The 24283-nt window shown below is 69.8% G+C and carries 23 protein-coding genes and 2 pseudogenes; 13 read left to right on the top strand and 12 right to left on the bottom strand.

Annotated elements, in window-relative coordinates:
• Nucleotides 1-196: 196 nt before the first annotated feature.
• The 3 genes from ACZ5WK_RS26780 to ACZ5WK_RS26770 all read right to left on the bottom strand — a co-directional run bounded on the left by ACZ5WK_RS26780 (nt 197) and on the right by ACZ5WK_RS26770 (nt 2907).
• A protein-coding gene (locus ACZ5WK_RS26780; protein ID WP_465550848.1) for an IS5 family transposase occupies nt 197-1071 on the bottom strand; the annotation gives its coding sequence in 2 pieces (ribosomal slippage) (nt 197-681 and nt 681-1071; 876 coding nt in all).
• A gap of 43 nt (nt 1072-1114) precedes the next feature.
• On the bottom strand, nt 1115-1771 hold the full coding sequence (locus ACZ5WK_RS26775) for a response regulator (protein ID WP_465550846.1): 657 nt from the start codon (nt 1769-1771) through the stop codon (nt 1115-1117).
• Nucleotides 1768-2907, bottom strand: a complete 1140-nt coding sequence (locus tag ACZ5WK_RS26770; RefSeq protein WP_465550844.1) for a sensor histidine kinase — start codon at nt 2905-2907, stop codon at nt 1768-1770. Before ACZ5WK_RS26770 ends, ACZ5WK_RS26775 begins: the two co-directional genes overlap by 4 nt.
• Nucleotides 2908-3031: 124 nt before the next feature.
• On the opposite strand from ACZ5WK_RS26770, the gene ACZ5WK_RS26765 reads away from it, so the two are divergent.
• The gene (locus ACZ5WK_RS26765; RefSeq protein ID WP_465550842.1) at nt 3032-3562 is read left to right on the top strand and encodes a DUF6326 family protein; all 531 of its coding nucleotides are present in this window, start codon (nt 3032-3034) and stop codon (nt 3560-3562) included.
• A 617-nt stretch (nt 3563-4179) separates the two neighbouring features.
• Here ACZ5WK_RS26765 and ACZ5WK_RS26760 read toward each other — a convergent pair.
• Nucleotides 4180-4896 carry an SDR family oxidoreductase gene (locus ACZ5WK_RS26760; protein ID WP_465550840.1) on the bottom strand — a complete coding sequence of 239 codons (717 nt, stop codon included), beginning with the start codon at nt 4894-4896 and terminating at the stop codon, nt 4180-4182.
• 142 nt (nt 4897-5038) lie between these two features.
• Between ACZ5WK_RS26760 and ACZ5WK_RS26755 the strand changes: the two genes are divergently transcribed.
• From ACZ5WK_RS26755 to ACZ5WK_RS26740, 4 genes and pseudogenes are all read left to right on the top strand, one after another.
• Complete coding sequence (locus ACZ5WK_RS26755) at nt 5039-5992, top strand: AraC family transcriptional regulator (protein ID WP_465550838.1); 954 nt, start codon at nt 5039-5041, stop codon at nt 5990-5992.
• Between the two features lie 72 nt (nt 5993-6064).
• On the top strand, nt 6065-6193 hold the full coding sequence (locus ACZ5WK_RS26750; RefSeq protein ID WP_465550836.1) for a hypothetical protein: 129 nt from the start codon (nt 6065-6067) through the stop codon (nt 6191-6193).
• 98 nt (nt 6194-6291) lie between these two features.
• Nucleotides 6292-7046 (top strand): annotated as a pseudogene (locus ACZ5WK_RS26745) (IS701 family transposase); the annotation flags it as partial.
• Between the two features lie 40 nt (nt 7047-7086).
• Complete coding sequence (locus ACZ5WK_RS26740) at nt 7087-7983, top strand: IS5 family transposase (protein WP_465550922.1); 897 nt, start codon at nt 7087-7089, stop codon at nt 7981-7983.
• 10 nt (nt 7984-7993) lie between these two features.
• Here the strand turns inward: ACZ5WK_RS26740 and ACZ5WK_RS26735 are convergent, their stop codons facing one another.
• A complete protein-coding gene (locus ACZ5WK_RS26735; RefSeq protein ID WP_465550834.1) occupies nt 7994-8380 on the bottom strand; it encodes a DUF6193 family natural product biosynthesis protein in 387 nt (128 codons plus the stop codon).
• Nucleotides 8381-8619: 239 nt separating this feature from the next.
• On the opposite strand from ACZ5WK_RS26735, the gene ACZ5WK_RS26730 reads away from it, so the two are divergent.
• Nucleotides 8620-9279, top strand: a complete 660-nt coding sequence (locus tag ACZ5WK_RS26730) for a hypothetical protein (protein ID WP_465550832.1) — start codon at nt 8620-8622, stop codon at nt 9277-9279.
• A 60-nt stretch (nt 9280-9339) separates the two neighbouring features.
• Complete coding sequence (locus ACZ5WK_RS26725; RefSeq protein WP_465550830.1) at nt 9340-9840, top strand: cupin domain-containing protein; 501 nt, start codon at nt 9340-9342, stop codon at nt 9838-9840.
• An 826-nt stretch (nt 9841-10666) separates the two neighbouring features.
• Here the strand turns inward: ACZ5WK_RS26725 and ACZ5WK_RS26720 are convergent.
• A complete protein-coding gene (locus tag ACZ5WK_RS26720; protein WP_465550828.1) occupies nt 10667-11446 on the bottom strand; it encodes a hypothetical protein in 780 nt (259 codons plus the stop codon).
• A gap of 572 nt (nt 11447-12018) precedes the next feature.
• Here ACZ5WK_RS26720 and ACZ5WK_RS26715 point away from each other — a divergent pair.
• From ACZ5WK_RS26715 to ACZ5WK_RS26705, 3 genes and pseudogenes are all read left to right on the top strand, one after another.
• Nucleotides 12019-12564 carry an NUDIX hydrolase gene (locus tag ACZ5WK_RS26715; protein WP_465550826.1) on the top strand — a complete coding sequence of 182 codons (546 nt, stop codon included), beginning with the start codon at nt 12019-12021 and terminating at the stop codon, nt 12562-12564.
• A gap of 494 nt (nt 12565-13058) precedes the next feature.
• Nucleotides 13059-14253: pseudogene (locus tag ACZ5WK_RS26710) on the top strand (IS3 family transposase).
• Nucleotides 14254-14768: 515 nt separating this feature from the next.
• Nucleotides 14769-15413, top strand: coding sequence for a dihydrofolate reductase family protein (locus ACZ5WK_RS26705; RefSeq protein ID WP_465550824.1), 645 nt, complete (start codon nt 14769-14771; stop codon nt 15411-15413).
• On the opposite strand, the gene ACZ5WK_RS26700 is transcribed toward ACZ5WK_RS26705, so the two are convergent.
• From ACZ5WK_RS26700 to ACZ5WK_RS26680, 5 genes are all read right to left on the bottom strand, one after another.
• Nucleotides 15329-15829 (bottom strand): hypothetical protein, encoded by a 501-nt coding sequence (locus ACZ5WK_RS26700; RefSeq protein WP_465550822.1) that lies wholly within the window; start codon nt 15827-15829, stop codon nt 15329-15331. The genes ACZ5WK_RS26705 and ACZ5WK_RS26700 overlap by 85 nt on opposite strands.
• Before the next feature lie 33 nt (nt 15830-15862).
• On the bottom strand, nt 15863-16462 hold the full coding sequence (locus ACZ5WK_RS26695) for a hypothetical protein (RefSeq protein ID WP_465550820.1): 600 nt from the start codon (nt 16460-16462) through the stop codon (nt 15863-15865).
• 879 nt (nt 16463-17341) lie between these two features.
• Nucleotides 17342-18535 (bottom strand): hypothetical protein, encoded by a 1194-nt coding sequence (locus ACZ5WK_RS26690; RefSeq protein WP_465550818.1) that lies wholly within the window; start codon nt 18533-18535, stop codon nt 17342-17344.
• A gap of 355 nt (nt 18536-18890) precedes the next feature.
• Nucleotides 18891-19535, bottom strand: coding sequence for an NADPH-dependent F420 reductase (locus tag ACZ5WK_RS26685; protein WP_465550816.1), 645 nt, complete (start codon nt 19533-19535; stop codon nt 18891-18893).
• Nucleotides 19536-19584: 49 nt separating this feature from the next.
• On the bottom strand, nt 19585-20397 hold the full coding sequence (locus tag ACZ5WK_RS26680; RefSeq protein ID WP_465550814.1) for an inositol monophosphatase family protein: 813 nt from the start codon (nt 20395-20397) through the stop codon (nt 19585-19587).
• 115 nt (nt 20398-20512) lie between these two features.
• On the opposite strand from ACZ5WK_RS26680, the gene ACZ5WK_RS26675 reads away from it, so the two are divergent.
• Nucleotides 20513-21457, top strand: coding sequence for a LysR family transcriptional regulator (locus ACZ5WK_RS26675; RefSeq protein ID WP_465550812.1), 945 nt, complete (start codon nt 20513-20515; stop codon nt 21455-21457).
• A gap of 792 nt (nt 21458-22249) precedes the next feature.
• Here the strand turns inward: ACZ5WK_RS26675 and ACZ5WK_RS26670 are convergent.
• On the bottom strand, nt 22250-23101 hold the full coding sequence (locus ACZ5WK_RS26670; RefSeq protein ID WP_465550810.1) for a LysR family transcriptional regulator: 852 nt from the start codon (nt 23099-23101) through the stop codon (nt 22250-22252).
• 81 nt (nt 23102-23182) lie between these two features.
• Between ACZ5WK_RS26670 and ACZ5WK_RS26665 the strand changes: the two genes are divergently transcribed.
• Together ACZ5WK_RS26665 and ACZ5WK_RS26660 are read left to right on the top strand one after the other, a co-directional pair.
• Complete coding sequence (locus tag ACZ5WK_RS26665; RefSeq protein ID WP_465550808.1) at nt 23183-23677, top strand: cupin domain-containing protein; 495 nt, start codon at nt 23183-23185, stop codon at nt 23675-23677.
• Between the two features lie 184 nt (nt 23678-23861).
• Nucleotides 23862-24221 (top strand): DoxX family protein, encoded by a 360-nt coding sequence (locus tag ACZ5WK_RS26660; RefSeq protein WP_465550806.1) that lies wholly within the window; start codon nt 23862-23864, stop codon nt 24219-24221.
• Nucleotides 24222-24283 lie beyond the last annotated feature (62 nt).

The raw sequence follows: 24283 nt of genomic DNA, 5'->3' as shown, positions 1-24283 counted from the left end.
TCTATACGGCGACCGGGCGGCACACGGTGCCGCTACACCAGGCCCACTCCGCCGACGGCGGTTCTCTGGGGGGCGGAGCTGTTGAAACGGCGACGTTTCCACAGTTGATGCAGCTCGGCGCTGTTTGGCTGACCATATCGAGCGCAACACATGTGGCGCTACTTGTCCGAACTAGGGTCTGTTGCGAAAGTGCTGGTCACAGCCACTCGTTGATGGCTGCGACCAGCACCGTTGCCTCGTAGCGCACGGCCAACTTGTCGAATCTTGTGGCCACCGCGCGGTGGCGCTTCAGCCGGTTGATCCCGCACTCCACCGCGTGGCGCTCCTTGTAGTCCTCCTTGTCGAAGGCCGGCGGCCGACCGCCCCGGGAACCGAGCTTCTTGCGGTTTCGGACCTGGTCGGCCTTCTCCGGGATGGTGCAGCCGATCCTGCGTCTGCGCAGGTAGAAGCGGTTCGCACGGGATCCGTAGGCTATGTCGGCGCGGACCTTGTCGGGCGTGGTGCGTGGTCGTCCTGGACCGGTGCGGGGGACGCGGATGCGTTCGAGGACCGGCTGGAACTGTGGGCTGTCGTGCCAGTGCCCGGCGGTGATCAGCAGCGAGAGCGGTTTCTGCCCCTGCTGGGTCGCAAGGTGGATCTTCGTGGTCAGGCCGCCCCGGGACCGTCCGAGCCCGTGGTCGTCCGGCTCGGTGTCGATTCCGCCGGGCGGCTCGCGCTGAAGATCCCTTTTCTACGCGCGCCGGCGGCGTGCTGGTGGGCGCGACAGACAGTCGAGTCCACGCTCACATCCCAGGTGATCAGGCCCTGTGCGTCGGCCTGGACCTGCAGTTGTTCCAGGATCCGCTTCCACGTGCCGTCGCGCTGCCACCGGCGGAACAGGTCGTAGATCCGGTCCCACGGGCCGTATCGCTCGGGGATGTCCCGCCACGGTGTGCCCGCCCGAGTCCGCCACCGTATCCCGTCGATCAGCTGCGGACGCGTCCACGTCCGCGGCCTCCCCGGCTTCTTCCCCGCCGGCAGCAACGGCTCCAGCCGAGCCCATTGCGGTCTGTCAGATCCCCCTCGCGCCACACCATGATCATCGCAAACTCAAGATCCACTTTCGCAACAGACCCTAATTGGCTCTCACGCGTCTGGTGTCGTGTGCCCACATCGCGATCTCGACGCGGTTGCGTGCGCCGAGCTTGGTCATCAACGATGCGACGTGGGTCTTGACCGTGCTCAGGCCGACGAAGAGCTCGGTGGCGATCTCGGCGTTGGTCCGGCCCCGTGCCACCAGCGCGAGCACCTCCTCCTCGCGCTCGGTGAGCGGGTCGCTCGGCTGGACCGGTACCACCGGCGCCTGGTCGGCGAAGGTCGCCAGCAGCCGGCGGGTGACGTTGGGGGCGATCAGCGCGTCCCCGTTGGCCGCCGCGTGGATGGCCTGCACGAGGAGCTCCGGCCCGGCGTCTTTGAGCAGGAAGCCGCGGGCGCCGGCGCGTAGGGCGCCGAGGACGTACTCATCGAGGTCGAAGGTGGTGATCACGACGACCGCCATCGGGTCCGTCACGTCTGGCCCGGCCAGGCGCCGCGTCACCTCGACGCCGTCGAGCCCGGGCATCCGGATGTCGACGAGGAGGACATCGGGACGCAGCCGGGTCGCCAGGTCGAGCGCTGCGAGCCCGTCTGCTGCCTCCCCCACGACCTCGAGGTCGGGTTGCGCGCCGAGGATCATCACCAGCCCGGTCCGGACCAGGTCCTGGTCGTCGGCTACGACAACACGGATGCTCATGCCAACGCCTCCACCGGCAGCACGGCCTCGACCACCCAGCCACCCTCGGGCCCCGGCCCCGCGGAGAGCGATCCGCCGAGGAGCTGGGCGCGTTCGGCCATGCCCAGCAGGCCGAACCCAGGCTCCGGGGCTGGCCCCGGCTCGGTCTGTCCATCGTCGCTGACACGCAGCCTGACGGCGTCGCCCTCCCGGCGTACGTCGATCGCGACGCGGGTCGCGCTCCGGGCGTGCCGTGCGGCGTTGGTCAGCGACTCCTGCGCGAGCCGGTAGAGCGCGGCGTCCACGGGTCGTGCCAGCCGGGTTAACGAACCGTCCAGCGAGACCTCGATGGTGGGTGTCGCGTCGGCGCGCGCCAGAGCAGGCAGGTCCGCGACACCCAGCTGCGGTGAGTAGGCGACGGCTTCCTCCTCACGCAGCACCCGCACCATGGATCTCATCTCCGCCAGGGTTCGCGACGCTTCAGACTCGATTGCGGCCAGGACCTCGGCAGCCTTCTCAGGCTGGATGCCTGCGACCACGCCACCGGCCTGCGCCTGCACCGCGATGGCCGAGACGTGGTGGGCCACGGTGTCGTGCAGCTCTCTCGCCAGCGCCACCCGCTCCTGATTGCGGATCTCGCGCTGTTGGCGATGCCAGAGGTCCGCGCGGTAGCGGAACACCGCCGCGAGGGCGACGAACAACAGCAAGAGGACGCTCCCGCCGAAAACGTCGGCCCAGCCCGCGGAGGAGGCGTACATCCCCAGCGCGACGACGACTGTCACGAACGCCGTCCCCAAGACGATCTCCCGGCCCGAGCCCCACCGCACCAGGGAGTAGAGCAGGATCAGGACGGCCATCATGGAGTAGAGGTCGAGGTCCCCGGTGTGCGCAGTCAGCTGGAGGACCGAGAGCAGCCCGGCGACGCCCCAGCCGACCAGGGCGGCCATCAGGGGGCGACCCCGCCGCCAGAGCAGGGCAGGCATCAGCGCCAGGGCGAGCACCGTCACAAGGGGTCGCCAGGCCAAGCCCGGCCGAGCGATGCCCTCGACCAAGGCGGCGGCCGCGAGCACGCCCACCAGCAGCCAGTCGAGCCGACCGATGGGTGGGGCGTCAGCAGGCCGCGGCTCATGCCAGATGGAGCGCCGGAAAGTGAACACGGCTCCAGCCTAGGGATCCGGCGCGCCTCGGCGTACCCGCCGAAAGAACGAGAGACAGACCATTCCATCGGCCAGGCGAACCCCAGCCTCCGGGCCGAGGCGCCCGCCGCCGGGCTCAGCGATCGTGGACCTACCGATCCTCACCACAACAACGGAGTCAATGATGAGAACACGTCGACCCGCCACCGCCACACTGGAAGACCAGCGGATGCCGGTGAGAGCCAAGCTCGCCGCAACGTGGACAAGCTTCCTGTTCCTATACGCCTACGTGGACATTCTCAACTTCTTCACGCCCGGCGTCGTCGAAGACATCCTCGACGGCAGGGTCTTCAAGTTCGACCTCTCCCAGACCTTTTCGACCACGGCGCTGACACTCGTGGCCATCCCGATCCTCATGGTGGTGCTGTCGATGACGCTGCCCGCCAGGGTAAACCGCATCGCGAACCTCATCGTGGCTTCGCTCTACGTCCCCGTCACGGCATTCAACGTGGTGGGCGCGTCCTGGCTGTATTTCTACGGCCTTGGCGTCGTACTGGAATTGATCCTTCTCGCCCTCATCGTGCGGTTCGCGTGGACCTGGCCCCGCACCGCACCGTCGGCGACCATAGCGACCAGCCCGGACCATGAAACCGTTCGCGCCCAGCCTCAAGCGTGAGCCCAACAACAGTCCCCGTCCTGTTCGGAGCCACCCGCCGGTAGGGGCCTTCCAAGGCCCCTACCGGCAGGTCACGTCATCGGATGCGCACACAGGCCCACCGCATCGTCGACACCGACCTCAAGCGCGGCAACGCCGTCGCCCGCGTCACTGGCACCCGCCACGACGAGCCGACCGATCAGGTCCGGCAGCCCCTACCGAACACCCAGGAGGTCCCCGGTCATGATCACCACACCAACCGTGTCCGGGAAACCGGGTCAGGCTCCCATGGGCCTATCCTGCGATCTGTACCACTAATACTCCAGTGTGACTTCGCGATCTACGCGCTGGAGGAGCGGGGAGCCCCTGCCGGTAGTGGCTGCGACGTGCCGAAGCTTGGTGACTTCTGCGCCCGTTCGACCAGTGCAGGAGTGCGTTCGGGGCTGTGATCGGCGGGCTGAACAGTGCGCCGATCAGGCGGCGGATCTCCGGGACGGTCAGGTCGACCGGCTCTCCGCTTCGGGCCGGGCGGTTCGGATCCGCACGTCTGGCCGGCCTCGCGTCGTCGACTGCTGCGGCCAGGAACGCGTCGCGTGGGTGCGGCGTTGCTCCGTTGGCTGGTTTGCGTGGCACCTATGTCACACCAGTGCCGCGCCGCCGTCTATCGCGAGCGTGGTGCCGGTGACGTAGGCGTTGGACAAGACGAAGAGATAGGCCGCCGCGGCTTCCTCGGCAGTGCCGACACGCCGCGTGAGCAGCTCGGACCCGGCGCCCTGGAGGAAAGCCTCCGGGTCCGGGACACTGCCGTCCCACAGCTCGGTGCGGATCACACCGGGCTGGATCACGTTGACGCGCAGAGGGGCGAGTTCGACGGCGAGTGCCCGGGACAGGGCCTCGATGCCGCCGGTGATACCTGCCGTGAGCGCGGTTCCGGACAGGGGGCGGATCGCGAGGACGCCGGAGCTGAAAGTGATCGAGCCGCCGTCGCGCAGTCGCGGTGCAGCGTACTTGGCGGAGAGGAACGCGCCCCAGAACCGGCGCTCGAAGACGGCCTTGGCCTCCTGCGGGGTGGTGTCGACCAGCGGCTTGATCAGCAGAGATTCGCCCGCGGTGTAGACGAGGTGGTCGAACTCCCCGACCTGCTCGAAGAACGCGGCGATGGCGTTGCCGTCGGCGACGTCCAGGCGGCGGCCTTCGGCCGGCTCGCCCAACCGCTTCGTCGCGGCGTCCACGCGGTCCTGATTGCTGGAGGCGACCACGACGCCCGCGCCGGCCGAAGCAGCCTGTTGGGCTACCGCGAAGCCGATGCCGGAGGTTCCACCGATGATCACGATCTTCTTGCCAGCCAGAGACATGGGATCCATTCCTTCGTCGATCCAGTGCCGGGGCTCGGCACCGCCATGGCAAGAACGTACGCCTCCACATCGAGACGGTGAATGACTTGAAATCTCGATTCCATGTCATATCGTCTCGCCATGCAGGCATTAGAGTGGCGCTATGGACATCCTGAGCGACACCCTCGAAGTCCTGCGCACGGGACGCCCGATGGTGACCCGCACCGACGCGCACGCCCCGTGGGCCCTGAAGTTCCAACCCATCTCAGGAGCCGGATTCCACGTGGTCGTGGAAGGACACTGCCACCTGCTGCCACCGCACGGCCAACCGCTCGCGCTCGGCCCCGGCGACATCGTGTTCCTGCAGCGCGGCAGCGGACACACCCTGTGCGATGTGCCGGGCCGCGATCCGGTGGACTTCGTACCGGAGCGCGTAGACCGTTCCTCGCCGATCGGCCAGGTCACCGTGGACGGACCGGGGCCGCACACGGTGCTGGTGTGCGGCGCGTACGCGATCGACGTTGATCGCCCGCATCCGCTGTTCAGCGATCTACCGGAGGTCATCCACCTCCCCGCGGTTCCGGGCCGCCACCCGGTGCTGCGCTCGGCGGTCGATCAGCTGTGCGCGGAGTTCCACGCGCCGCAGCCGGGCTCGGACGCGGTCGTCACGGCGCTCATCGATCTGCTGCTGCTGTACATCCTCCGGTCGTGGTACGCCGAGCTGCCTAAGGAGCGGACCCGGGGTTGGACGGCCGCGCTGACCGACCCGGCAGTCGCCCCGGCCCTGAAAGCGATCCACGACGATCCCGGCCATCCCTGGACCGTGGAGTCGCTGGGCACCCGCGCCGGGCTGTCCCGTGCGGCGTTCGCCCGCCGCTTCGCCTCGGTGGTCGGCGAGCCGCCGTTGACCTACCTGGCCAACTGGCGGATGGCCACCGCGGCGCGGTTGCTGCACCACTCGGCGGCCCCGCTGAGCACAATCGCGCAGCACATGGGGTACACGTCGGAGTTCGCCTTCGCCAGAGCTTTCAAACGACACTTCGGATCACCGCCGGGGGCCTACCGCAAGCAGGTCAAGGCGGCAGGCAACGAACCACGCGGATACAACTGGCGGTGAAGGCCAGGACATCACCGCAGCGGGCTGGGAAGCGGTGGTCGCCGCCGATCCCGGCCTCGCGGTGGCCCCGATGTGGTGGAGCTCCGGGCGGATCGTGTGTCCAAAGACCCGAGCGATGCGGTGATTGCGACGATGCGCGAAGTGGCGGATGTTCTGGAGGCGAAGGTCCAGGGTGACGACGACGAGCACTACGACGCCTGATGCGTGCGGCCACCGCGAGATGATCAAGGGCTGTGTGGACTCTTGAAGATCGTGCGGTGGCCGCAGGCCGTAGCGTAGACCCTGCTCGATGGCAGGCGTTGTTCGACCAGGCCACGGCTCGAATCGCGGGCCTGTTCGGGCGAGTGGAACCTCGGGCCGCGGCCCGCGCCTATCTGCTCGGGTTGCTGTCCAGGACCGAGCGCAAGTACTGCTGGCAGCTGGCCGAGCACGCCGGTCATCATCGTCCCGGGCCGATGCAGCGGCTGCTGCGGAGTGCCCGCCGGGATGTGGCCGTGGTGCGCGACGAGGTCCGCCGCTACGTCGTGGACCATCTCGGCACGACGGTGTTCTGATCGTGGATGAGACGGGCTTCCTGAAGAAGGGTCGTGGTTCGGCGGGCGTCCAGCGGCAGTACACCGGCACCGCCGGACGGATCGAGAACAGCCAAGTGGGCACCTTCCTCGCCTACGCCTCCAGCCGGGGACGGGCGTTGATCGACCGCCGGCTCTACCTTCCCGAACACACATGGAGCAATGACACCGAACGGCGCCGCAGGGCCGGAGTGCCCGAGGATGTCGTCTTCGCGACCGAGCCCCGTCTCGCCTTGCAGATGATTACGGCGGCTCTGGATGCCGGAGCTGGAACGTCGTGGGTGACCGGCGACGAGGCCTACGGCCAGAACCCCGGTCTGCAGGCCGGGTTGGAGGCCCGCGAGGTGGGCTACGTGCTGGCGGTCTCCTGCGCGACCAGGGTACGGATCCACAAGGGCCGCACGGCGATCCGCGCGGACGAGGCCGCTGTCCGCCTGCCCGCCTCGGCCTGGCACCGGCAGAGCGCCGGTCCCGGGGCGAAGGTGAACCGCCCCGGGTTCGGTGGAGACTCGAGTTTGAGATCTGCCGTGTCCCGTTCCCGAGGCGTTCGTTGAGCCCGTCGTGAGTGGTGTTGGGGGTGGGTATCCGTCGGACCTGACGGATGAGCAGTGGGCGTTGGTGGAGCCGTTGCTGCCCCCGGCGCGGGTGGGCCCGAAGGGTGGGCGGCGGGAGAAGCATCCGCGCCGGCGGATTGTGGAAGCGATCTTCTATGTGGTGCGGACCGGGTGTGCCTGGAGGCAGCTGCCGAAGGACTTCGCTCCGTGGCCGACGGTGTACTGGTACTTCACCTGGTGGCACGACGATGGCACCGTCGAGCGTATCCACGACGCCCTGCGCGGCGAGGTGCGCGAGGCCGATGGCCGCAATGCCGAGCCGAGCGCGGGACTGATCGACTCGCAGTCGGTCCGCACCGCTGACACCGTGCCCGCGTCGACCAGGGGATTCGACGCTGGCAAGAAGGTCAAAGGCCGCAAGCGGTTCCTGGTCACCGACACCCTCGGCCTGCTGGTGGCCGTCCACGTGGTTGCCGCGAGCGTCCAGGACCGAGACGGCGGTCGTCACCCGCTGCTGTGGGCCCGGCTCGACCACCCGCGAATCCAGAAATTCTGGGCGGACCAGGGCTTCGCCGGCCGCCTGGTCGACTGGACCGCCCAGATCCTCGGCCGTGAGCTGGACATCGTCCGAAAAGATCCCGGCCAGCGCGGATTTCAGGTCCAGCCCAAGCGGTGGGCGATCGAGCGCACTTTCTCCTGGCTCACCGCCCACCGCCGCCTCGCCAGGGACTACGAGAGAAGCCCAGCCCGATCCGAGACCATGATCCGCTGGGCGATGATCGGCATCATGGTCCGCCGACTCACCCGAGGCCGGCCAGCCACCCGCCCGGGCCCGCGCCCGCTCGTAGGCCCCGCATCCCGATAAGTTGTCTGACTCAGCTGAGCGGTTCGAGGACATCGGGTGTGCCGTCAATGGCAGTACCGCAGTCCGCAGGAAGGTGCGAGACCACGAGCTCCACGGCCTCATCGGCTGTAAGAGAGCCAATGATCTGCCCTCCCGGCTCATACAGCCGAATCACGCGGAACCCTCCGTGGTCGGGAAAGATCGAGGGCACGTCTCGCGACCAAGGGAAGCCGGTACAGCGGCTGAACTGAAGCGATCCATGACTGACGAGCGGAAACAGGCCCCGGAGGACAGGGTTTGCATACGCCGCCTCCACAAGGGCTCTGTCGATGCGGTTCGCCTTCATCTCCCGCACGAGCTGCCACTGGGCTGCCACAGGGTCGGTAGGTGCTGTCCGGAGCGTGTCGTTGTCGGCCATGCTCGGACATTAGCGAACTCTGGAATGACTGATCCCCGTGCCAGGCCCCTTGGCTGGCGCGGCGGCCGCTCTGGTGGCACTCCAGTCACGGAACAGGGCAGATCTCAAACGCGGTCTGAGATCTCTATCGAACCCGGGGCGGTTCATCGACAGCCGTGACGACGGCGGCCACCTCGGCGGGGACGGCGTCCGCTCGGTCCAGGTCGCCAGGCCCGAACGGCACGGCCGACGCCCGCGCGGTGATCCTCAACGTCACCGTCACCGCAGGAACCAGGGACAGCTACCTGACGGTCTACCCGACCGGCACGCAGCGGCCGGTCGGTTCGAACGTCAACTTCACCTCGGGACAGACCGTTCCGAACCAGGTCGTCGTCCCGGTCGGCACCGACGGGAAGATCGACATCTACAACCACGTCGGCTCGGTGGACGTCGTCGTCGACCTCGTCGGCTACTACGGCCCCTCCGGCACCGGACGGTTCAGCGCACTCACCACCCCGTCCCGGCAGTACGACTCGCGGTGGAAGTCGACACCCTTCGAACCGGGCGAAACCCGCACCCTGCCGGCGGTACAGGAATTCCACATGGGCGCGACCCTCAACGTGACCATCACCGAGCCCACCACCGACGGCCACCTCACGGTCTACCCCGCCGCTCTCGCCGTCGGCCGACCAGTCGATGACCGAAAGCGACGCAGCGCCGGTCACACCAGGGGCTGGCGACCGCCACGTACGTCGGATGCGCCCGTTCGTCGCCCTCAACCAGGCGCCGGCCACCGGGAACCCAGGTTCGGCGCCCGAAAAGTCGGTCGAGCGGGCGAAGAATGCGATCTCCCCGAACGCCAATTGACCCACCATTTCGGCCTGACAATGCACCATTCTGGTGGTCGACTGCCGAACTAGAGTGATCATCACGAGGTCGCGGCAGACAGCCGGGACCACCCGACACGGGGGATTGCCACCATGACCGCCAGCCCGCTGAAGCCCGTCCTGACCCGCGCCGCCGAGGCCGAGACCACCAGCGACCCGAGCAGCGTCATGACCCTGCTCGCCGACTGCGGCACCGACGGCAGCCCCATCACCAGCTACCGCTCCACCTTCGCCAAGGGCGCGGTCGGCGCCCCCGCCCACTTCCACACCCGCGCCTCGGAGCTGTTCTTCGTCATCGGCGGCGCCCTCCAGGTGCTGGTGGACGACGAGGTGAAGACCCTGCACGAGGGCGACTTCCTGCTCGTCCCCCCGCACACCCCGCACGCCTTCGCCGCCGCACCCGGCTCCGAGGCCGACGTGCTGTTCACCTTCACCCCCGGTATGCCCCGCTTCGACTACCTGCGCCTGCTCGGCCGGGTGATGCGCGGCGAGGCGAGCCCGCAGGAGATCAAGGACTCCTCCGAGCAGTACGACAACCACTACGTCGACAGCCCCCTGTGGCGCGCCACCCTGGAGGCGGCGGCCGGCAACTGACCTGCCGGAACGACTCAAGCACCAGCCCGGCGGCCGCCACTCCCCCACCGCCGGCCGACAAGGAGCGACCGGAGCGGCTGGGAGCGATCGACGGCGGGCAGCTCACCCAGGCCACCCGGCACACCCGCGCCGCCCGCGAGCACCTGCCGGCCCTGCACGAGGCGCTCGGCCTGCCACCCGACCGGACCGCTCCCTGCCAGCCGGGACCAGCCGGCGGCCACCGTCCCGGGGCCCGGCGGCCAGGCGCGGCGGGGCGGACCGGGAAGCACCGCACCTCACACCTGGGAGCAGGGGCACCGGGCCTCTGACCGAGCCGGCACGCTCGTGATCGGTTCCGGTCAACGCCGCGTATGAGGGCTGCTGCGCAATGTCGGGCGTCGGGCGAGCAGTTTCGCCGTGCGGGAGGTCGCTGACCCGGCGAGCGGGAGCCGCGGCGGCAGCACAGGGAACTGCCCGAACATGCCGAACCGAGGCACACCGGATCGGCACCGTTCCGATCGCGACCCCCGTCCGGTACACCTCCACCGACAGCGGCCGCAGCGCCCGGCCAGCCTCCGTCAGCAGGTAGCTTGTCCGCACCGGAAATCCGCGCAGCCGCTCGCAGGGGGGGGGGGGGGGGGGGAGGGGGGGAGGGGGGGGGGGGAGGGGGGGGGGGGGGGGGGGGGGGGGGGGGGGGGGGGGGGGGGGTACGTNNNNACGAAAAAGGCCACAATAAGCGACCAACCCAACCCCACAAGAACTGGTCCCCCCCCCACCCCCCCCCCCCACCCCCCCCACCCCCCCCCCCCCCCCCCCCCCCCCCCCCCGCGCCCGCCACCCGCGGTCATCAGGTCCGCAGCTCCGCGGACTCGCGGACGGCTCTCCTCGCGCGGAGGAGGCGCCGGAAGGTGACGAACCAGCCGACCCCGAACACGCCGGCCACCACGGGAAGCCCGAGGAGGACAGGACGTCGGGCGGCCCACGACCAGTCAGGTTCGAGGAAGACATCCAGAGCCAGTGCCACACAGATGGTCACGAACAGCGGTCCGTAGCCGAAGATCTGCCACCTCTCCCAGCGCGACCCCTCACCCCTGTCCCGGGTGACGAGGCCGATCAGCATGTCCACCCCGAACAGAACGAACAAGAGGGCGGCGAGCACATAGAACACCATGCCCGCAGTATCCCCAGCCCCAGGTCCCTGCCGGGCACTCACCGAAAAACCGCCGGCAGGAGGGCCTGCCGGTTGATCCGGCTCCTGGGGCGGCCACCGTACAGCGGCGTGGCGCATGTCGGTGAGGGCGCAGGCGAGGCGGGCGGAGGCGACGGTGGCCGCTGGCGCTCCGGCCTGCGCGGCGTAGTGGTCGGCTTCGGCGTGGTCGCCCTGGCGGTAGAGCACGGTGGCCAGGCGGGCGGTGGCCATCGCCCGTGCCCGGTCTTGCGTGGTGGCGGCCTCGCCGGCCCGCCGGAGGTCGGCGACGACCTGGGGAGCGTGGCGGCCGGTGGCGGTGGACAGAAGGTAGAGGGCGAGGCCGGTGTCGCTGCCGACCTTGGCCGCGGTGATGGTCCGCGTCCAGGCCGGCCCGGCAGTTGGGTCGGCGGCGCGTTCGTAGCTGTACTCAGCGGCCATCAGGTGCCGGGCCACTTGGGCTCGTCGCCCTTGAGGACGTGGGCCTGGGCGCGGACGGCGGCGAGCATCGCGCGCCGCCACGGGCAGGCGCCCGTTCACCTGCCCGGCCGGCAGCAGAGCCTGGTCGGACTGGCGCTGGTGGATCTCCTGGCGGGCGGCGTTCGTGGCCAGGTGGCACAGCAGCCCGTTGTCGCCGTGCTCGCGTCCGACGGTCAGGCCGAGTTCGAACAGGGGCGGGCCTCGTCGAAGAGGCCGGCGTCGAAGGACGACCAGGCGGTCAGGTTGACGAGTCGGGCGATGACACCGAGCAGAGCGGTGCGTACAGCGGGGGTGGTCGACGCCTGGGTGAGATCGATGGCGGCGTGCAGCTCGCGTAGCGCCCGGCCGCACCGGCGGTCCGGTCTGTCGCTTCAAGGAGAGGATTCGGCGTATCGGCCACGGCGCGGACTGCCCACCGATCTGCCCTGCCGCCATCACCCGCTCCGGTCGTCTCCTGGACCTGCCCAGCCCGCCGCCGGGTACCGGCAGCGCACCGGCTACCCGCACCGGGCCAGAGCCGTACAGTCCTGGCCATGACGACCGACACCACCCCCACGTCGTGGCGCGAGATCGAACGCACCACCGTCTTCAGCAGGTTCGGCCGATCCGTCGACCGCGTCGACTTCGAACTGCCCGACGGCAGGAGGGAGGAGTTCTACCTGAAGAGCGAGCGCCCGGCCGGCGCGGTGCTCGCCCTCACCCCCGACCAGCGCGTCATCCTCGCCCGCCAGTACCGGCCCGGCCCAGGCCGCGTGCTGTTCGAACTGCCCGGCGGCTTCATCGAACCCGGGGAACAAGCGGCCGATGCCGTCGCCCGGGAACTGCTGGAGGAGACCGGCTACCGGGGCGAAGTCCAGGTGGTCGGGCCGTACTGGCACGACGCCTACGGCGACACCCGCCGCTTCGCCTTCGTCGCCACTGGCTGCACCAAGGTCGCCGAACCGCAGCCGGAGCGAACCGAGTTCATCCACGTCGCCACCCTCGCCCTGGACGAGTTCCGCACCCGCGTGCTCCGCACGGGCGAGATGACCGACACCGCCGCGGCCTACCTCGCCCTGGACCACCTCCGGCTCCTGTAACCCCTCGGGAGACGGCGGGCGGGCCGGCAACCTCACGCTCACCCGCCCCCCGGGAGGACACCCGTGACCGAACGGAGCGCCGCCGACACCACCCGCCCCGCCGACTGATACACCAGCACCCTCGTCTCCCTGCCCGCCCGACGGTCCGAAGCGCCCCGCGTCGAGCATGCTCTCGGGTGCGCAATCCCGGGGGCCGTCACTCGGTCTGGACACTGTCAGGCACCCCCTCCGCAAGGAGGGGGTGCCGTGGAGGGTTTTACGGGCCCACCGGCCTACCAGTAGCCCTCGCAGGAGTACGAGTTGGAGTACAGGAAGTCACCGACGCACACGCGAACGTTCCAGCCGGGTCCGTCGTAGTACCAAGCAGTACCGGTGTCAGGGCCTGTGTGAACGTCAGAGACCCGCTTCGAGGGGGCATCGCTGGAATGGGCTTTACCCCGAGTTGTCGACACTTCTGAGAAGCGGATCTTCGGGTCCGTGGAGAGGATGTCCTCATGGGTGCTGTGAGGTACTCGGGGGAGTTCAAGCGGGACGCGGTCGCGCTGGTGGAGTCCAGCGGGCGGCGGATCCCGTCGGTGGCGCGCGAGCTGGGCGTCAACCCCGAATCGCTGCGCCAGTGGGTCCAGCGCTCCCGGGCGGCTGCCGGCGCGTCTGGTACGGGCGGTGAGGGCCCGATGACGGCGGCGGAGCGCGAGGAGCTGCGCCGGCTGCGTAAGCAGGTGCGTGAGCTGGAGCTGGAGAAGGAGATCCTGCGGAAGGCGGCCGCGTATTTTGCCAAGGAGATGGGTCGATGACCGGCCGCTGGCGGTTCATCTCCGAGTTCCGTGACCGGTATGGAGTACAGCGGCTGTGTCGGGTGCTGGACGTTTCGGCCTCCGGGTTCTACCGGTGGATCGCCGCGGCGGCCACCCGGGCGACACGAAAGGCGGCCGACGAGGACCTGGGCGCGCGGATCGAGGAGATCCACGGCGAGTCGAACGGCCCTACGGGGTCCCGAGGATCACCAGGGAGCTGCGAGAGCAGCACGGTGCGGTGAACCACAAGCGCGTCGCCCGTCTCATGCGCGAGCGCGGGATCGCCGGCCGGCATCTGCGGCGCACGGTCCGCACGACGGTCGCGGACCGGAGCGTGCCGCCCGCACCGGACCTGGTCGGGCGGGACTTCTCCGCGCCCGGACCGGATGTGCGCTGGTGCGGAGACATCACGGACCTGCCGGTCGGCGGGACGTGGATGTACCCGGCGACGGTGATCGACATGCACTCGCGGCGGGTCGTGGGCTGGTCACTGGCCGAGCACATGCGCGCCGGCCTGGTCGTCGACGCGGTCCGGGCCGCTGCCGACGCCCGGGGCGGCGACGTGCGCGGCGTGGTATTTCACTCCGACCTCGGGGCGCAATATACGTCGGATGCGTTCGCCGAGGTCTGCCGGGCGCACGGGATACGGCGTTCGATGGGCCGGGTCGGCTCCAGCTACGACAACGCCCTCGCGGAGTCGTTCTTCGCCACGTTGAAGCGCGAACTGCTCTACGGCTCACGCTGGCTGACCAGACCGCAAGCCCGCATGGCGGTCTTCGCCTGGATGGCCTGGTACAACCGAAGGCGGCGTCACTCCGCCCTCGGCTACCGCAGCCCGGTCGACTATGAACGGCAACACGCCACGAGCGTCATTAACCTGGACTTGGTCGCATAACAAGCGAGTCTACAAAATAGGGCAAAGCCCTCACCTCCGCCGGCGGATTCGAGAGCCTGAAGAGCGACGGCTCACTCGGCTGAGCCCGCACGCGAAACGTGCCCGTACTACCGGCAAGGCCAAACCCCTGCCACAAGCCCGTCACAGGGCAAACGTTGCTTGAAGCGGCGCTAGAAGCCGCACCGGGCGCCCGGTGGGAACTGACCGGCACCAGGCTCCGACCAGCACCATCACCCACTCCTTGATGCCCGTCCCGGACGGCGAATACCGGCGTATTCCAGGGGGCGGGCATCAAGGTGCCCGGCGCGCCCTCACCAATGCTTTGACCTTTGACCTGGTGCGCTGTCTCGGTGTGACCTGGCCGCCAAGGTATCGGCCCGGGGCGCGGCCAAGGCATCGGCACGCCTCCGGGGGGACCATCAAGGTGAGCAGCCGGGCGGCGGCGGAGCGATGAGTTTGCCCGTCCCGGCCCGTCTTACTTCCCGACAGGACAACCGACTCATTGGGAGCACGCCATGGGCCTCATCCACATCGAGCTGTTCACGACCCTCGACCTCGTCGGGCAGGCGCCCGGCGGTCCCGACGAGGACCCGGTGGGCTTCCCATTCGGCGGCTGGCAGGTCCCCCTGATGGACGACGTCGCCGGGGCGCAGGTCGACGCCGCGTACGAGGGCGCGGATGCCCTCCTGCTCGGCCGGCGGACGTACGACATCTTCGCCGCCTACTGGCCGCAGGCCGAGGACAACCCGTTCGCCGCGCTCTTCAACAGCATCCCGAAGTACGTGGCCTCCCGCGGCAAGCCCGACCTCCCGTGGGCGGGGTCCACCCAGCTCGGGCCGGACCTGCCCGGTGCGGTGCGCGGAATCCGCGAGCGGCACGAGCACGTGAAGGTCGTCGGCAGCCTGGACCTGGTGCAGACCCTCCTGCGCGAGAAGCTGTTCGACCGCCTGGACCTCTGGGTCCATCCGATCGTCCTCGGCACCGGGAAGAAGGTGTTCGACGGCGGCGCGGTCCCCACCAACGTCACACTGCTCGCACCCCCCGTCGCCGGCCCACGGGGCGCCGTCTTCCTGCGCTACGGCCTCGCCGACGGCACCCCCGCCACCGGGGACATGAGCGCACCCCGCCGCGATGCCGGGCCGTCGGCCGAGCGGACGTAGCGGTCGCGCAGGGCCGCCGCTGCCGTGGCGGGCGGGAGCGGCTGGAACCGGGGTTCTGGCCAGCGCGGATCGAAGCCGGCCATCGGCCGCCAGGTGTTGGCCGCGTTCCACAGTTCGTCCCACAGTGCCTGGCCGGCGTCGGCGACGCTGTCTTTGAAGGTGGCGCTCACCTCGGGCGTCGTCGGATGCCCCAGGTGACCTTGGCCAGCGTGGTGCCGGTCGATCCAGGGGTGGACGCGGTGCTCAGCGCTCGTCCAGGAAGTGGCGACGGGTTCGTCCATCGGTAGGTGCGGTGCGCGGGCGATGACGAGGTGCGTGTCGGTGTGCCCGTGCTTGAGGAGTGAGGCGCTGCCGTCCACGGCATTGTTGTGCAGCAGGATGATGTCGAAGTCGGCGCGTGCCCTCGCCAGCGACACCTGCGCTGCGTCCCTGCGGGCGTGGTTCCCGTTCTACTCCGCCGGCTCGCGCCAGGCGGCGACGAGATCGCGGAAGCGCGAGAAACGGGCGCCCGGAACAGTCTCGCCACTGACCGTCTCGCCGTTGAGCCAGCAGATGTCGAAGATGTCGGTCTCTGTGTCGAGTAGGCAGCACACACCACCGGTGGCAGCGGTGAGGTCGGTGAACACCTTCCTGACGCTCGCGGACCGCTCGAACATCCGGCTCATGCCCGAGGTGGCCGCTGTGAACTGCAGCGACGCGAAGTTCGGGTGCCATGCGCGCGAGAACCTGACAGTCAGGTAGATGTACCCGACCGACACTCTTCCCAACTCGTCGACCCTGTCGACATGGCGGAGGAGGAACTCGCGCATCGCGTCGTCGACGCCGATCATGATTGAGGTGTCCAGCTCGAGCGTGCCGCCTGCTGAACAGCCGACCGGTTCGCTCTTGTACCTCGAGGTGAACGGCACGATCAACTGCTCGCCATCTGGCAGGGTGATCGGAAGCGGCGGCGTATCGCGGCCTTGGGGTGCGAGTTCGGCCAGCCGCGTCAGTGCCCTCACAACGTTCCGAGGGGGCATGAAGATCTCGTAACTGTAGTCCAGCCCCATGCCGCCCCGCCTCTCTGGTCGTGAACCGGGATCGTTTCACGGCATGGACCGCTCGCCCAGTGGATTTGACCTGACTGCCGAGGACAACCGGCACATCGACATGTCGCGGCAGGACGGCAGGACGCAACCGCAGGCGGCCGAGGCACGACGGCCGGCACGGGCGGGCCGGGCAGCAGCCGGAACGGGGCGGCGGCTCCGAAGGCCGTTCTGGAAGGATCGGCGGCTGGTGCGCGCCGCATCCCATTGGCCGCGGCGCGCACCACCTGCACGTCGGCGGCGCGTTCAGCTGACAGCAGGCCCGCGGGCCTGCTGGACGAGCAAGGACGAGGCGGCCGCGGCGGCCGGCCGGAGCCGGGACGGACAGCAGTCGGCAAACGAGCCGGCGGCCGGAGACGGCAGGGAACAGCCGCAGGGCGCACGAGGCGCGGCCGGGACAGCTGGAGGGCGGGCCGGGACAGCCCGAACGGCGACGTGACGCGCACCGCGGCGCGACGGGCACAGCAGCCGGACCAAGACGGCAACGTGCGGCTGGGCCGGGCCGCAGGACGGCCGGCGGACAGCAGCCAAACGGTGAGCCGGGACAGCAGGAGCGGCCGCACAGGTGGCCCGGGCAGCGGCCGGGACCGGCAGAAGAGGGAGACGGAGGGCCGGGACGGGACGCCCCGAACGCCGCGACGACGACAGCAGGGACAACGGCGCCGGCAGCGACGGCCGGGACGGGCCGACGGCCGCCCCGCTGCCGCATACGCGATGCTGCCCGAGAAGGCCGTCGGCCACCCGGTCACCGCCCTGGTGTAGACCGGGGCCCGCGACCAGGCCGAACACCGCCCCCAGACAACGGCCGGCACCGGGCCGGGCCACTCGCGTGCGGGTGTGCGGTCAGCCCTCGGTGATCCGGGTCCAGGTGAACGGGCCGAAGGAGGTGGCGGTGGTCGGGTTGTGGGCGCCCGGGGTCACGGTCAGCTTCAGCCACTCCAGCGGGACGGTGCTGCCGTGGACGACGATGCGGTGGAAGTTCGGCACCTGGTAGCTCGGGTGGCTGTTCCAGGCGTCGTAGGAGCAGACCCCCTCGTCGCCGGTGCAGGCCGAGCCCTGGGTGAGCGGGTTGTCCGAGCGGTAGACGTGAGAGTCGCCCATCAGCAGCAGGACCGGCTTGCCGAAGGCGGTGGTGTGCGAAGCCAGGCTGGCGACGAACGGCTCGTAGTTCGCCACGTGCGAGGCCGGCTTGCCGTCCAGGTCCCACATGTCGGCCTGGGCGGTGACCACCACGCTGGAGACGCCGCCGGCCCGGGCGAGGATGAAGGCGGTGTCCAGCCAGCGCAGGTCGGCGGCGGTGCGGTGGGCGGCCTCGTCGAGTTGCTCCTGGGAGGCGGTCGGCGCCCCGTACCAGGGGTCGGCGTCGTTGTTGGAGCCGCCGGGCAGGTCGACCGTCACGAACAGGGTGCCGTTCTTGACCCACAGCACGTTCTCCACGTACGCGGAGTCCTCGGGGTGCTTCCAGTTCGGCAGTTGGGCCTGCGACAGGACGCGCAGGGTGTCGCTCCCCAGGGTGTGGCCGGGCCGGGCGAAGAACGTCCGGCGGACCAGCTCCAGGTTCTGCGCGGGGTTTCCGGCGGCGTAGTCGACGGGCTGGCCGGTGGCCGGGTCGAGGACGGGGTCGATCCGGCCCGTGGCGGCGTTGTACTTGCCGCCGCCCTCGGCGGCCTTGTGGCAGTCGGACCACTCGTTGTCGCCGGGCGTGTAGACCAGCGGGTCGGCGAAGGTCTTCCAGAGCGCAGCGATCGACCGGTCGTACGCCTCGGTGCAGTACTGCTTGCCGGAGTGGATGTCGCCCACGTGGATCACGGTGCTGACGTCCCGGTCTGCGTTGACGGAGGCGATGAACGCCGGGGTCGCCTCGAACTCGGACGTGTCGGTGGGCGAGGTGCCGTACGGGGCGTCGCCGTACACGGCCAGCGTGAACGGTGCGCGGGCACCGTGCGCGGCGCGGCCGTCGTCCGCCGTCGCCGCGGTTGCCGGCACCACGGTCATCGCGAGGGCGAGGCCCGCGGCCGCGTAGGACTTGCTGAACATGCTGTCTCCCGATGGGTCGCCCGATTTCGGGAAGCAGTATCGACCGGCCCACACGGTGGCGGGCAACGCCCGGATGAACGGGAGTTCAAGAGCTGACGGGGGCCCAATCGAGTGAGGCAGAGGAGACGGCGGCCTGCAGGTGCACCACGCCGTACTTCCGCGGCGCCCGCTGGCCGCCGTACTTCCGCACGCGGTACTGCCCGACCAGGCCGTCGGCCAACTGGTCACCACCCCGGTGAAGGCCCGCGACGCGCCTCGACCTTCTCCGAGACGGCGAAGTACTCGTCCACGACCTTCCGTTCGGCGCACGAGCCCGCCACTGGCTTGGCCCGAACCCGGTCTTGGTCTCGATGGGTCAGCGGGCGAGGGAGACGGCGAAGGGCTTGAAGCCGTGTCGGCGCAGGATGTGGGGAACCACGAGGATCATGGCTTCGGTGGCGCGGGCTGTGGTGATGCCGCCGAGGTCCTCGATCCATGCGGGCTGCCAGCCCAGGTCGCCGAGCAGGCCGGTGACGGTCTTCTTCGCGTTCTGGTCATCGCCCGAGAGATAGGCGGTCGGTGGGGTGGCCAGGGTTTCGGGAGCGGTCATGACCATGAACAACATGGTGTTGAGGGTCTTGACCACCTGGGTGTCGGGGAGGGCGGCCTGGAGTTGTTCGGCGAGGCTGCTGCCGGGATAGCACAAGTCGCCGGGCAGGCCGTCATCGGCGTCGCGGGTGGCGTTGGAGAGATCGACGAGGATTTTCCCGGAGAGCTCGGTGCGCAGGCCGCCCAGGCGGTCCAGGGAGGTGTGGCCGGGCGTCGCGTTGATCACGATGTCCGCGGTGCGGGCGGTGGTGCGCTGGTCGGCGAAGGCGATCTGGGGGGCGATGCCGGCGGCAAGGGCTGCGGCCCCTTCCGGCTTCCGGAGGCCGAGGGTGACACGGTGTCCGGCTGCGGAGAGCTTGCCGGCGAGGTTGGCGCCGACGCGGCCGGCGCCCAGGATGCCGATGCTGGTCATGAGGTGCTGCTCCTTGCGGTGTGAGGGTGGGTAGAGCGGAGGTGCCCGGTCAGGCGATCGGCGACAGGACCTTGAGGGCGGCGGTGTGGATGCCGGGGGCGGTGGCCAGGAAGTCGCGGCTGCCCGTGTGCCAGGGCTCGCCCGCCAGGTCGGTGACGGTGCCTCCGGCCTCGGAGACCAGCAGCGCACCGGCGACCAGACCGGAGCGGACGTCGGAGAACTGCCAGAACGCGTCCGTGCGTCCGGCCGCGACGTGGATGAGCTGCATCGTGGCGGGAACGGACACGCGCACGACCAGGCCGTTGATGAGCATGGCCGTGACCGACTCACCGATCCGTCGGAAGGTGCGCTCGTCCTCGCCGGGCCGGGCCTGGCCTGTGCCGACGAGCGCGGCGCCCAGATCGGTCTTGGCGGACACCATCAGGGGCCGGTCGTTGAGGCGGGCACCGCCGCCGGTGACAGCGGTGTAGGTGTCGCCGGTCAGCGGCAGGTGGACGACGGTGAGCACCGGCCGGTTGTCGCGGACCAGGGTGGCGGTCACAGCCCAGTCCTCCATGCCGTGAACGTGGTTGATGTTGCCCTCGGCGGGGTCGGCGACCCACCACTCCCCCGATGGGAGCGCACCGCCGGCCAGCTCGTCCTCGGCCCACTGCGATCCCCGCCGGGCCCGCAGCAGCGGCTCCCGCAGCACGTCCAGCACCGCGTCGTCGTTGGCGTGGATCTCAGCGACGACCTCCTCCAGACTCACGCCGCGAGCGTGCGGGGTGTGGCGGTCGCGCAGGGTCAGGCCTGCGGTCTTCACCGCGGCGGTCGTCTCGGACAGGAGCGTCGTGTCGGCGGCGAAAGGCATGGCTGTGCTCATGGCGGGCTCCCTGGGTTCGATGTGTGCGGGCGGCTTGCCTCGCGCCCGCACTTCGAAGGTAGGCCTCCCGATCATTAACAACAAGTGCATGCTATTCACTTATAGAATTACTGACATGCAACTGGATCTGAACCTGCTCACGGCCCTGGACGCACTGCTGGAAGAGGGCAGCGTCGCCGGCGCCGCAGCCCGCCTCCACGTCACCGCACCGGCGATGAGCCGCTCCCTGGGCCGCATCCGCAAGGCCACCGGCGACCAGATCCTGGTCCGCACCGGCCGCAGCATGGTCCCCACCACCCGCGCGCTGGCCATGCGCGCCCAGGTCCACGCCCTCGTACAGCAGGCCCACCACCTTCTGTCCGCACGGCAGCAACTCGACCTGGCGGCTCTGGACCGGGTGTTCACCGTGCGCTGGCACGACGCCCTGACCGCCGCCTGCGGCAGCGCCCTGATCACCGCCGTCCACCGCCAAGCCCCCGGCGTCCGGCTGCGCCTGTCCGCCGAACCCGGGACGGACGACGCCGAGCTGCGACGGGGTGAGGTCGACCTCGAATCGAGTTCCAGCGCTCCGACGCTCCCCGACATCCGCCACCGCCTCGTCGGCAGCGACCGGCTGGTCGTCGCCGTCCGACCAGGCCACCCCCTCACCGAAGGCCCGCTGAGCATCGAGCGCTACGCGGCCGCCGAACACCTCACCGTTTCGCGACGCGGAAGCCTGCGCGACCCGATCGACGACGTTCTGACCACCCGTGGCCTCGAACGACGCGTCGTCGCCGCCGGGCCCTCCGCCGCCTTCGCACTGCAACTCGCCCTCGGCACCGACCTGGTCGTCACCCTCCCCGACGCGGTCACCCGCGCAGCCCGGGAACAACTCGGCCTGGCCACACTGCCGCCGCCACTCCCGCTGCCCGAGGTCCCCCTGTACCTGCTGTGGCACCAGCGCTACGACGACGACCGCGCCCACACCTGGCTGCGAGACCTGGCCACCGAAACCGCCCAGGCACTGTTCGCACCACCGGCCGCCTCTCAACCGCCCCTCACCAACCGGAACGGGCAGTGACGGACACGCCGGGGGGAAGGCCTGCGGCAGTTGACTCCCGTTCTCATGAACATCACCTATCCGTGCGGCTCCGGTCGGCGAAGCGGTGGCCGGTCGGCCAGTGCAAGCCCGGCTGCTGGTCCCAGTCGCAGGTTTCCTGCTCGGGCTGCTGTGCAGCTCGGGAACGACGGTCCGCAGGCAGGTGCGGTGGCGGGTGACGCATCGCTCGGCGGTCTCGCTGACGTTGTGCCAGAAGTGCCACCCGTCCGCGACTTGGACAGCCTGCGGGGCGCCGGTCCGGGCTCCTTCGGCGAAGAACTGGGCCCGGTCGCGGCAGACGACGTGCCGGCGAAGATGAACCTCCGGACGTGCAGACGCAACAGCACCCGCTGGCCTGCGCTTGGCATGTCCGCTTGAGGCGCAGGTAGGAGCCGTGGAGCCGACTCGACCGGACTCCGCAGCCCGGGCAGGACGCCCCGACCGCCGTGGACCTCACCTCGACCCGAATCACCTCGTCGTCCACATCGACCGACAGCACCCTCACGTCCGCGACCGCCGGAAACATAGCGTCTCCAACCGGACCAACACCTCTTTCACGGGCCAGAAGTGTCAGCGGCAGCACGACAGCGCCCGACGATTTTCGGGCAACCTCACGAAGGCGGACAAGAAGATCAACAATCACGCAGCGTGAGACACCACAGAACTCGTGCCAGAGCCCAGAAGGGGCAGCAGATGCTCACCACTTCGGGAGGCGGTCACGAGGGCTGCAGCGTTCGAATCGTTCACGAGTTGCGGCAGCACCGTTGCCGGTACTCAGTGGCGGTACGCGGCTGTCGCGATCTCGATGAATGATCGGATCAACGGGTTGGTGTCCCCTTGGTTGCACACCGCCACCACTCGGCTCGGCGCCATGTCGATCAGCGGCACCACGGTCAACTCCGCGGGCAGGTCGTGTCCGAGTGGGGCCAGGCCGACGGTGCCGTTCCACAGCACAGCCTGCAGACATTCCTGGACGCCGCGCACCACTGGTCCCTCACGCGGCCTGCCACCGTTCCAGTACGACTGCCAGATGTGGTCGGTGCCCTGCGGGAACTGGAACCAGCGGCGGTCGCGCAGCTCGGCCAGTCGCAGCCGGTCGCTGCGGGCCAGCGGGTCGTCGGCGCGCAGGACCACGCCGACCGGATCGGTCCGCAGCGCACGCACCGTCAGGGCGGTCTCGTCGAACGGCGCCCGGGTGAGGGCGACGTCCACCAGTCCGGCGCGCAGTCCGCACGTCGGGTCGGTCAGATCGGTGTCGCGGATGCGGATGTCGACGCCGGGGTGGTTTCGGCGGTAGGCCGCAGCCAGCCTGGCCACTCCCGGGTCGGTGCCGTCGCCCAGGATGCCGACGGTGATGGTCGCGACGCCGGCTGCCGCGCTCACGCGTACCCGGACGCGGTCGGCGTGCTCGAGCAGGGCTCGCGCCTCGTCGAGCAGCACCGTGCCCACCGGAGTGAGCGTGACGCCGGTGGTCGAGCGGGCGAAGAGCAGAGCCCCGACCTCGGCCTCCAGCTGCTTGATCGCCCGGCTCAGCGGCGGCTGACTCATATGCAACCGGGTGGCGGCCCGGCCGAAGTGGAGTTCCTCGGCGACCGCCACGAAGTAGCGCAAGGTCCGTAGCTCCACGCTGCAAATATACCCACGAGGTATCGGCGCCGCGGAATGGGTCTTGGACACCGGCAGGCCCCCGGCGGTGCACTCGTGAACATGACCGAAGAAGCGAAGACCAGCGAGCCACAGGCCGACCCCGCCATATCGGTGGTGGGTCCCCGAGACGGCGAGACGATCGTTCTGGGCACCACGCGCATGCGCGTTCTGGAGGACGGCAGCCACACCGGCCACCGCCTCGCGATCGCCGAGTCCGTCCTCGCCCCGCACACCCAGGGACCGCCTCAGCACCGCCATGCCCGACACGACGAGGGCTTCTACATCCTCTCCGGCACCGTGCGGTTCACCGTCGGAGAGGAGGACCACGACGCCACCACGGGCACGCTCGTGATGGTTCCGCCCGGTACCCCGCACACCTTCGCCAACCTGACCGACGAACCCGCTGTCATGCTCAGCACCTTCACCCCCGACCTGTACGTGCAGTACTTCCGAGACCTCCAGGAGGCGCTCGCCGGCGGCCGGCCGCTGACGCCACAGGCCAACATCGACACGATGGGCCGCTACGCGACACATCCCGCCACCGACCTCGCCTGAAGCCGACGGGACGGAGCGGCCCGGCCGCCTCCTTCCGGCTTCCCTCCGGTGGGGCCGTGGCGCTCCCGCCTTCGTGTCCGAACTCCGGACGACGGACCGGCCTCCTCCAGGGGCTTCCCTGGCAATCGACGCAATCGACGCAATCGACGGGCCCCCGCGAACCGGGGGCCCAAGAACGGGAACCATGGACATCGCCTATTGGATCATCGCGGGACTGCTCGCGCTCTTCTACTTCTACGCGGGCACGCTGAAGGTGATCCGCAGCCGCGATCAACTCCGACCGATGATGGCTTGGGTCGACCGCACGCCCTTGCCTGCTCTCAGGGCGCTGGGGATGGTCGAAATACTGGGTGCGACCGGTCTGGTCCTGCCACCGCTGACCGGCACCGCTCCCTGGCTGGCGCCGGCCGCAGCCATCGGCTTCGTCCTCCTGCAGACCGGTGCGATCGCCGTTCACCTGACCGGCGGAGACCGCCGGATCACACTCAATGTCGGACTCACCGCCACCGCGGCCGTGACCATCTGGTTGGCCACCAGGCCGTGATCGGGCACAGTGAGCCTTTTCAGCGTTGCCGCTCGAGGGTGAGGACGGCTTTGGCTGCTGAC

The sequence above is a fragment of the Kitasatospora sp. NPDC032757 genome, from assembly GCF_055579305.1.
Note: the sequence above shows the minus strand (reverse complement) of the source record. Positions and strands in the feature narration are given on the sequence as shown.

Bases quoted from the DNA above. Each gene is read 5' to 3' on its own strand.
- ACZ5WK_RS26705 (WP_465550824.1), top strand. From the start codon at position 14,769: ATGGGCCTCATCCACATCGAGCTGTTCACGACCCTCGACCTCGTCGGG.
- ACZ5WK_RS26680 (WP_465550814.1), bottom strand. From the start codon at position 20,397: ATGAGCACAGCCATGCCTTTCGCCGCCGACACGACGCTCCTGTCCGAG.
- ACZ5WK_RS26720 (WP_465550828.1), bottom strand. From the start codon at position 11,446: ATGGCCGCTGAGTACAGCTACGAACGCGCCGCCGACCCAACTGCCGGG.
- ACZ5WK_RS26760 (WP_465550840.1), bottom strand. From the start codon at position 4,896: ATGTCTCTGGCTGGCAAGAAGATCGTGATCATCGGTGGAACCTCCGGC.
- ACZ5WK_RS26755 (WP_465550838.1), top strand. From the start codon at position 5,039: ATGGACATCCTGAGCGACACCCTCGAAGTCCTGCGCACGGGACGCCCG.
- ACZ5WK_RS26675 (WP_465550812.1), top strand. From the start codon at position 20,513: ATGCAACTGGATCTGAACCTGCTCACGGCCCTGGACGCACTGCTGGAA.
- ACZ5WK_RS26715 (WP_465550826.1), top strand. From the start codon at position 12,019: ATGACGACCGACACCACCCCCACGTCGTGGCGCGAGATCGAACGCACC.
- ACZ5WK_RS26775 (WP_465550846.1), bottom strand. From the start codon at position 1,771: ATGAGCATCCGTGTTGTCGTAGCCGACGACCAGGACCTGGTCCGGACC.
- ACZ5WK_RS26690 (WP_465550818.1), bottom strand. From the start codon at position 18,535: ATGTTCAGCAAGTCCTACGCGGCCGCGGGCCTCGCCCTCGCGATGACC.
- ACZ5WK_RS26695 (WP_465550820.1), bottom strand. From the start codon at position 16,462: ATGGGGCTGGACTACAGTTACGAGATCTTCATGCCCCCTCGGAACGTT.
- ACZ5WK_RS26685 (WP_465550816.1), bottom strand. From the start codon at position 19,535: ATGACCAGCATCGGCATCCTGGGCGCCGGCCGCGTCGGCGCCAACCTC.
- ACZ5WK_RS26665 (WP_465550808.1), top strand. From the start codon at position 23,183: ATGACCGAAGAAGCGAAGACCAGCGAGCCACAGGCCGACCCCGCCATA.
- ACZ5WK_RS26735 (WP_465550834.1), bottom strand. From the start codon at position 8,380: ATGGCCGACAACGACACGCTCCGGACAGCACCTACCGACCCTGTGGCA.
- ACZ5WK_RS26660 (WP_465550806.1), top strand. From the start codon at position 23,862: ATGGACATCGCCTATTGGATCATCGCGGGACTGCTCGCGCTCTTCTAC.
- ACZ5WK_RS26725 (WP_465550830.1), top strand. From the start codon at position 9,340: ATGACCGCCAGCCCGCTGAAGCCCGTCCTGACCCGCGCCGCCGAGGCC.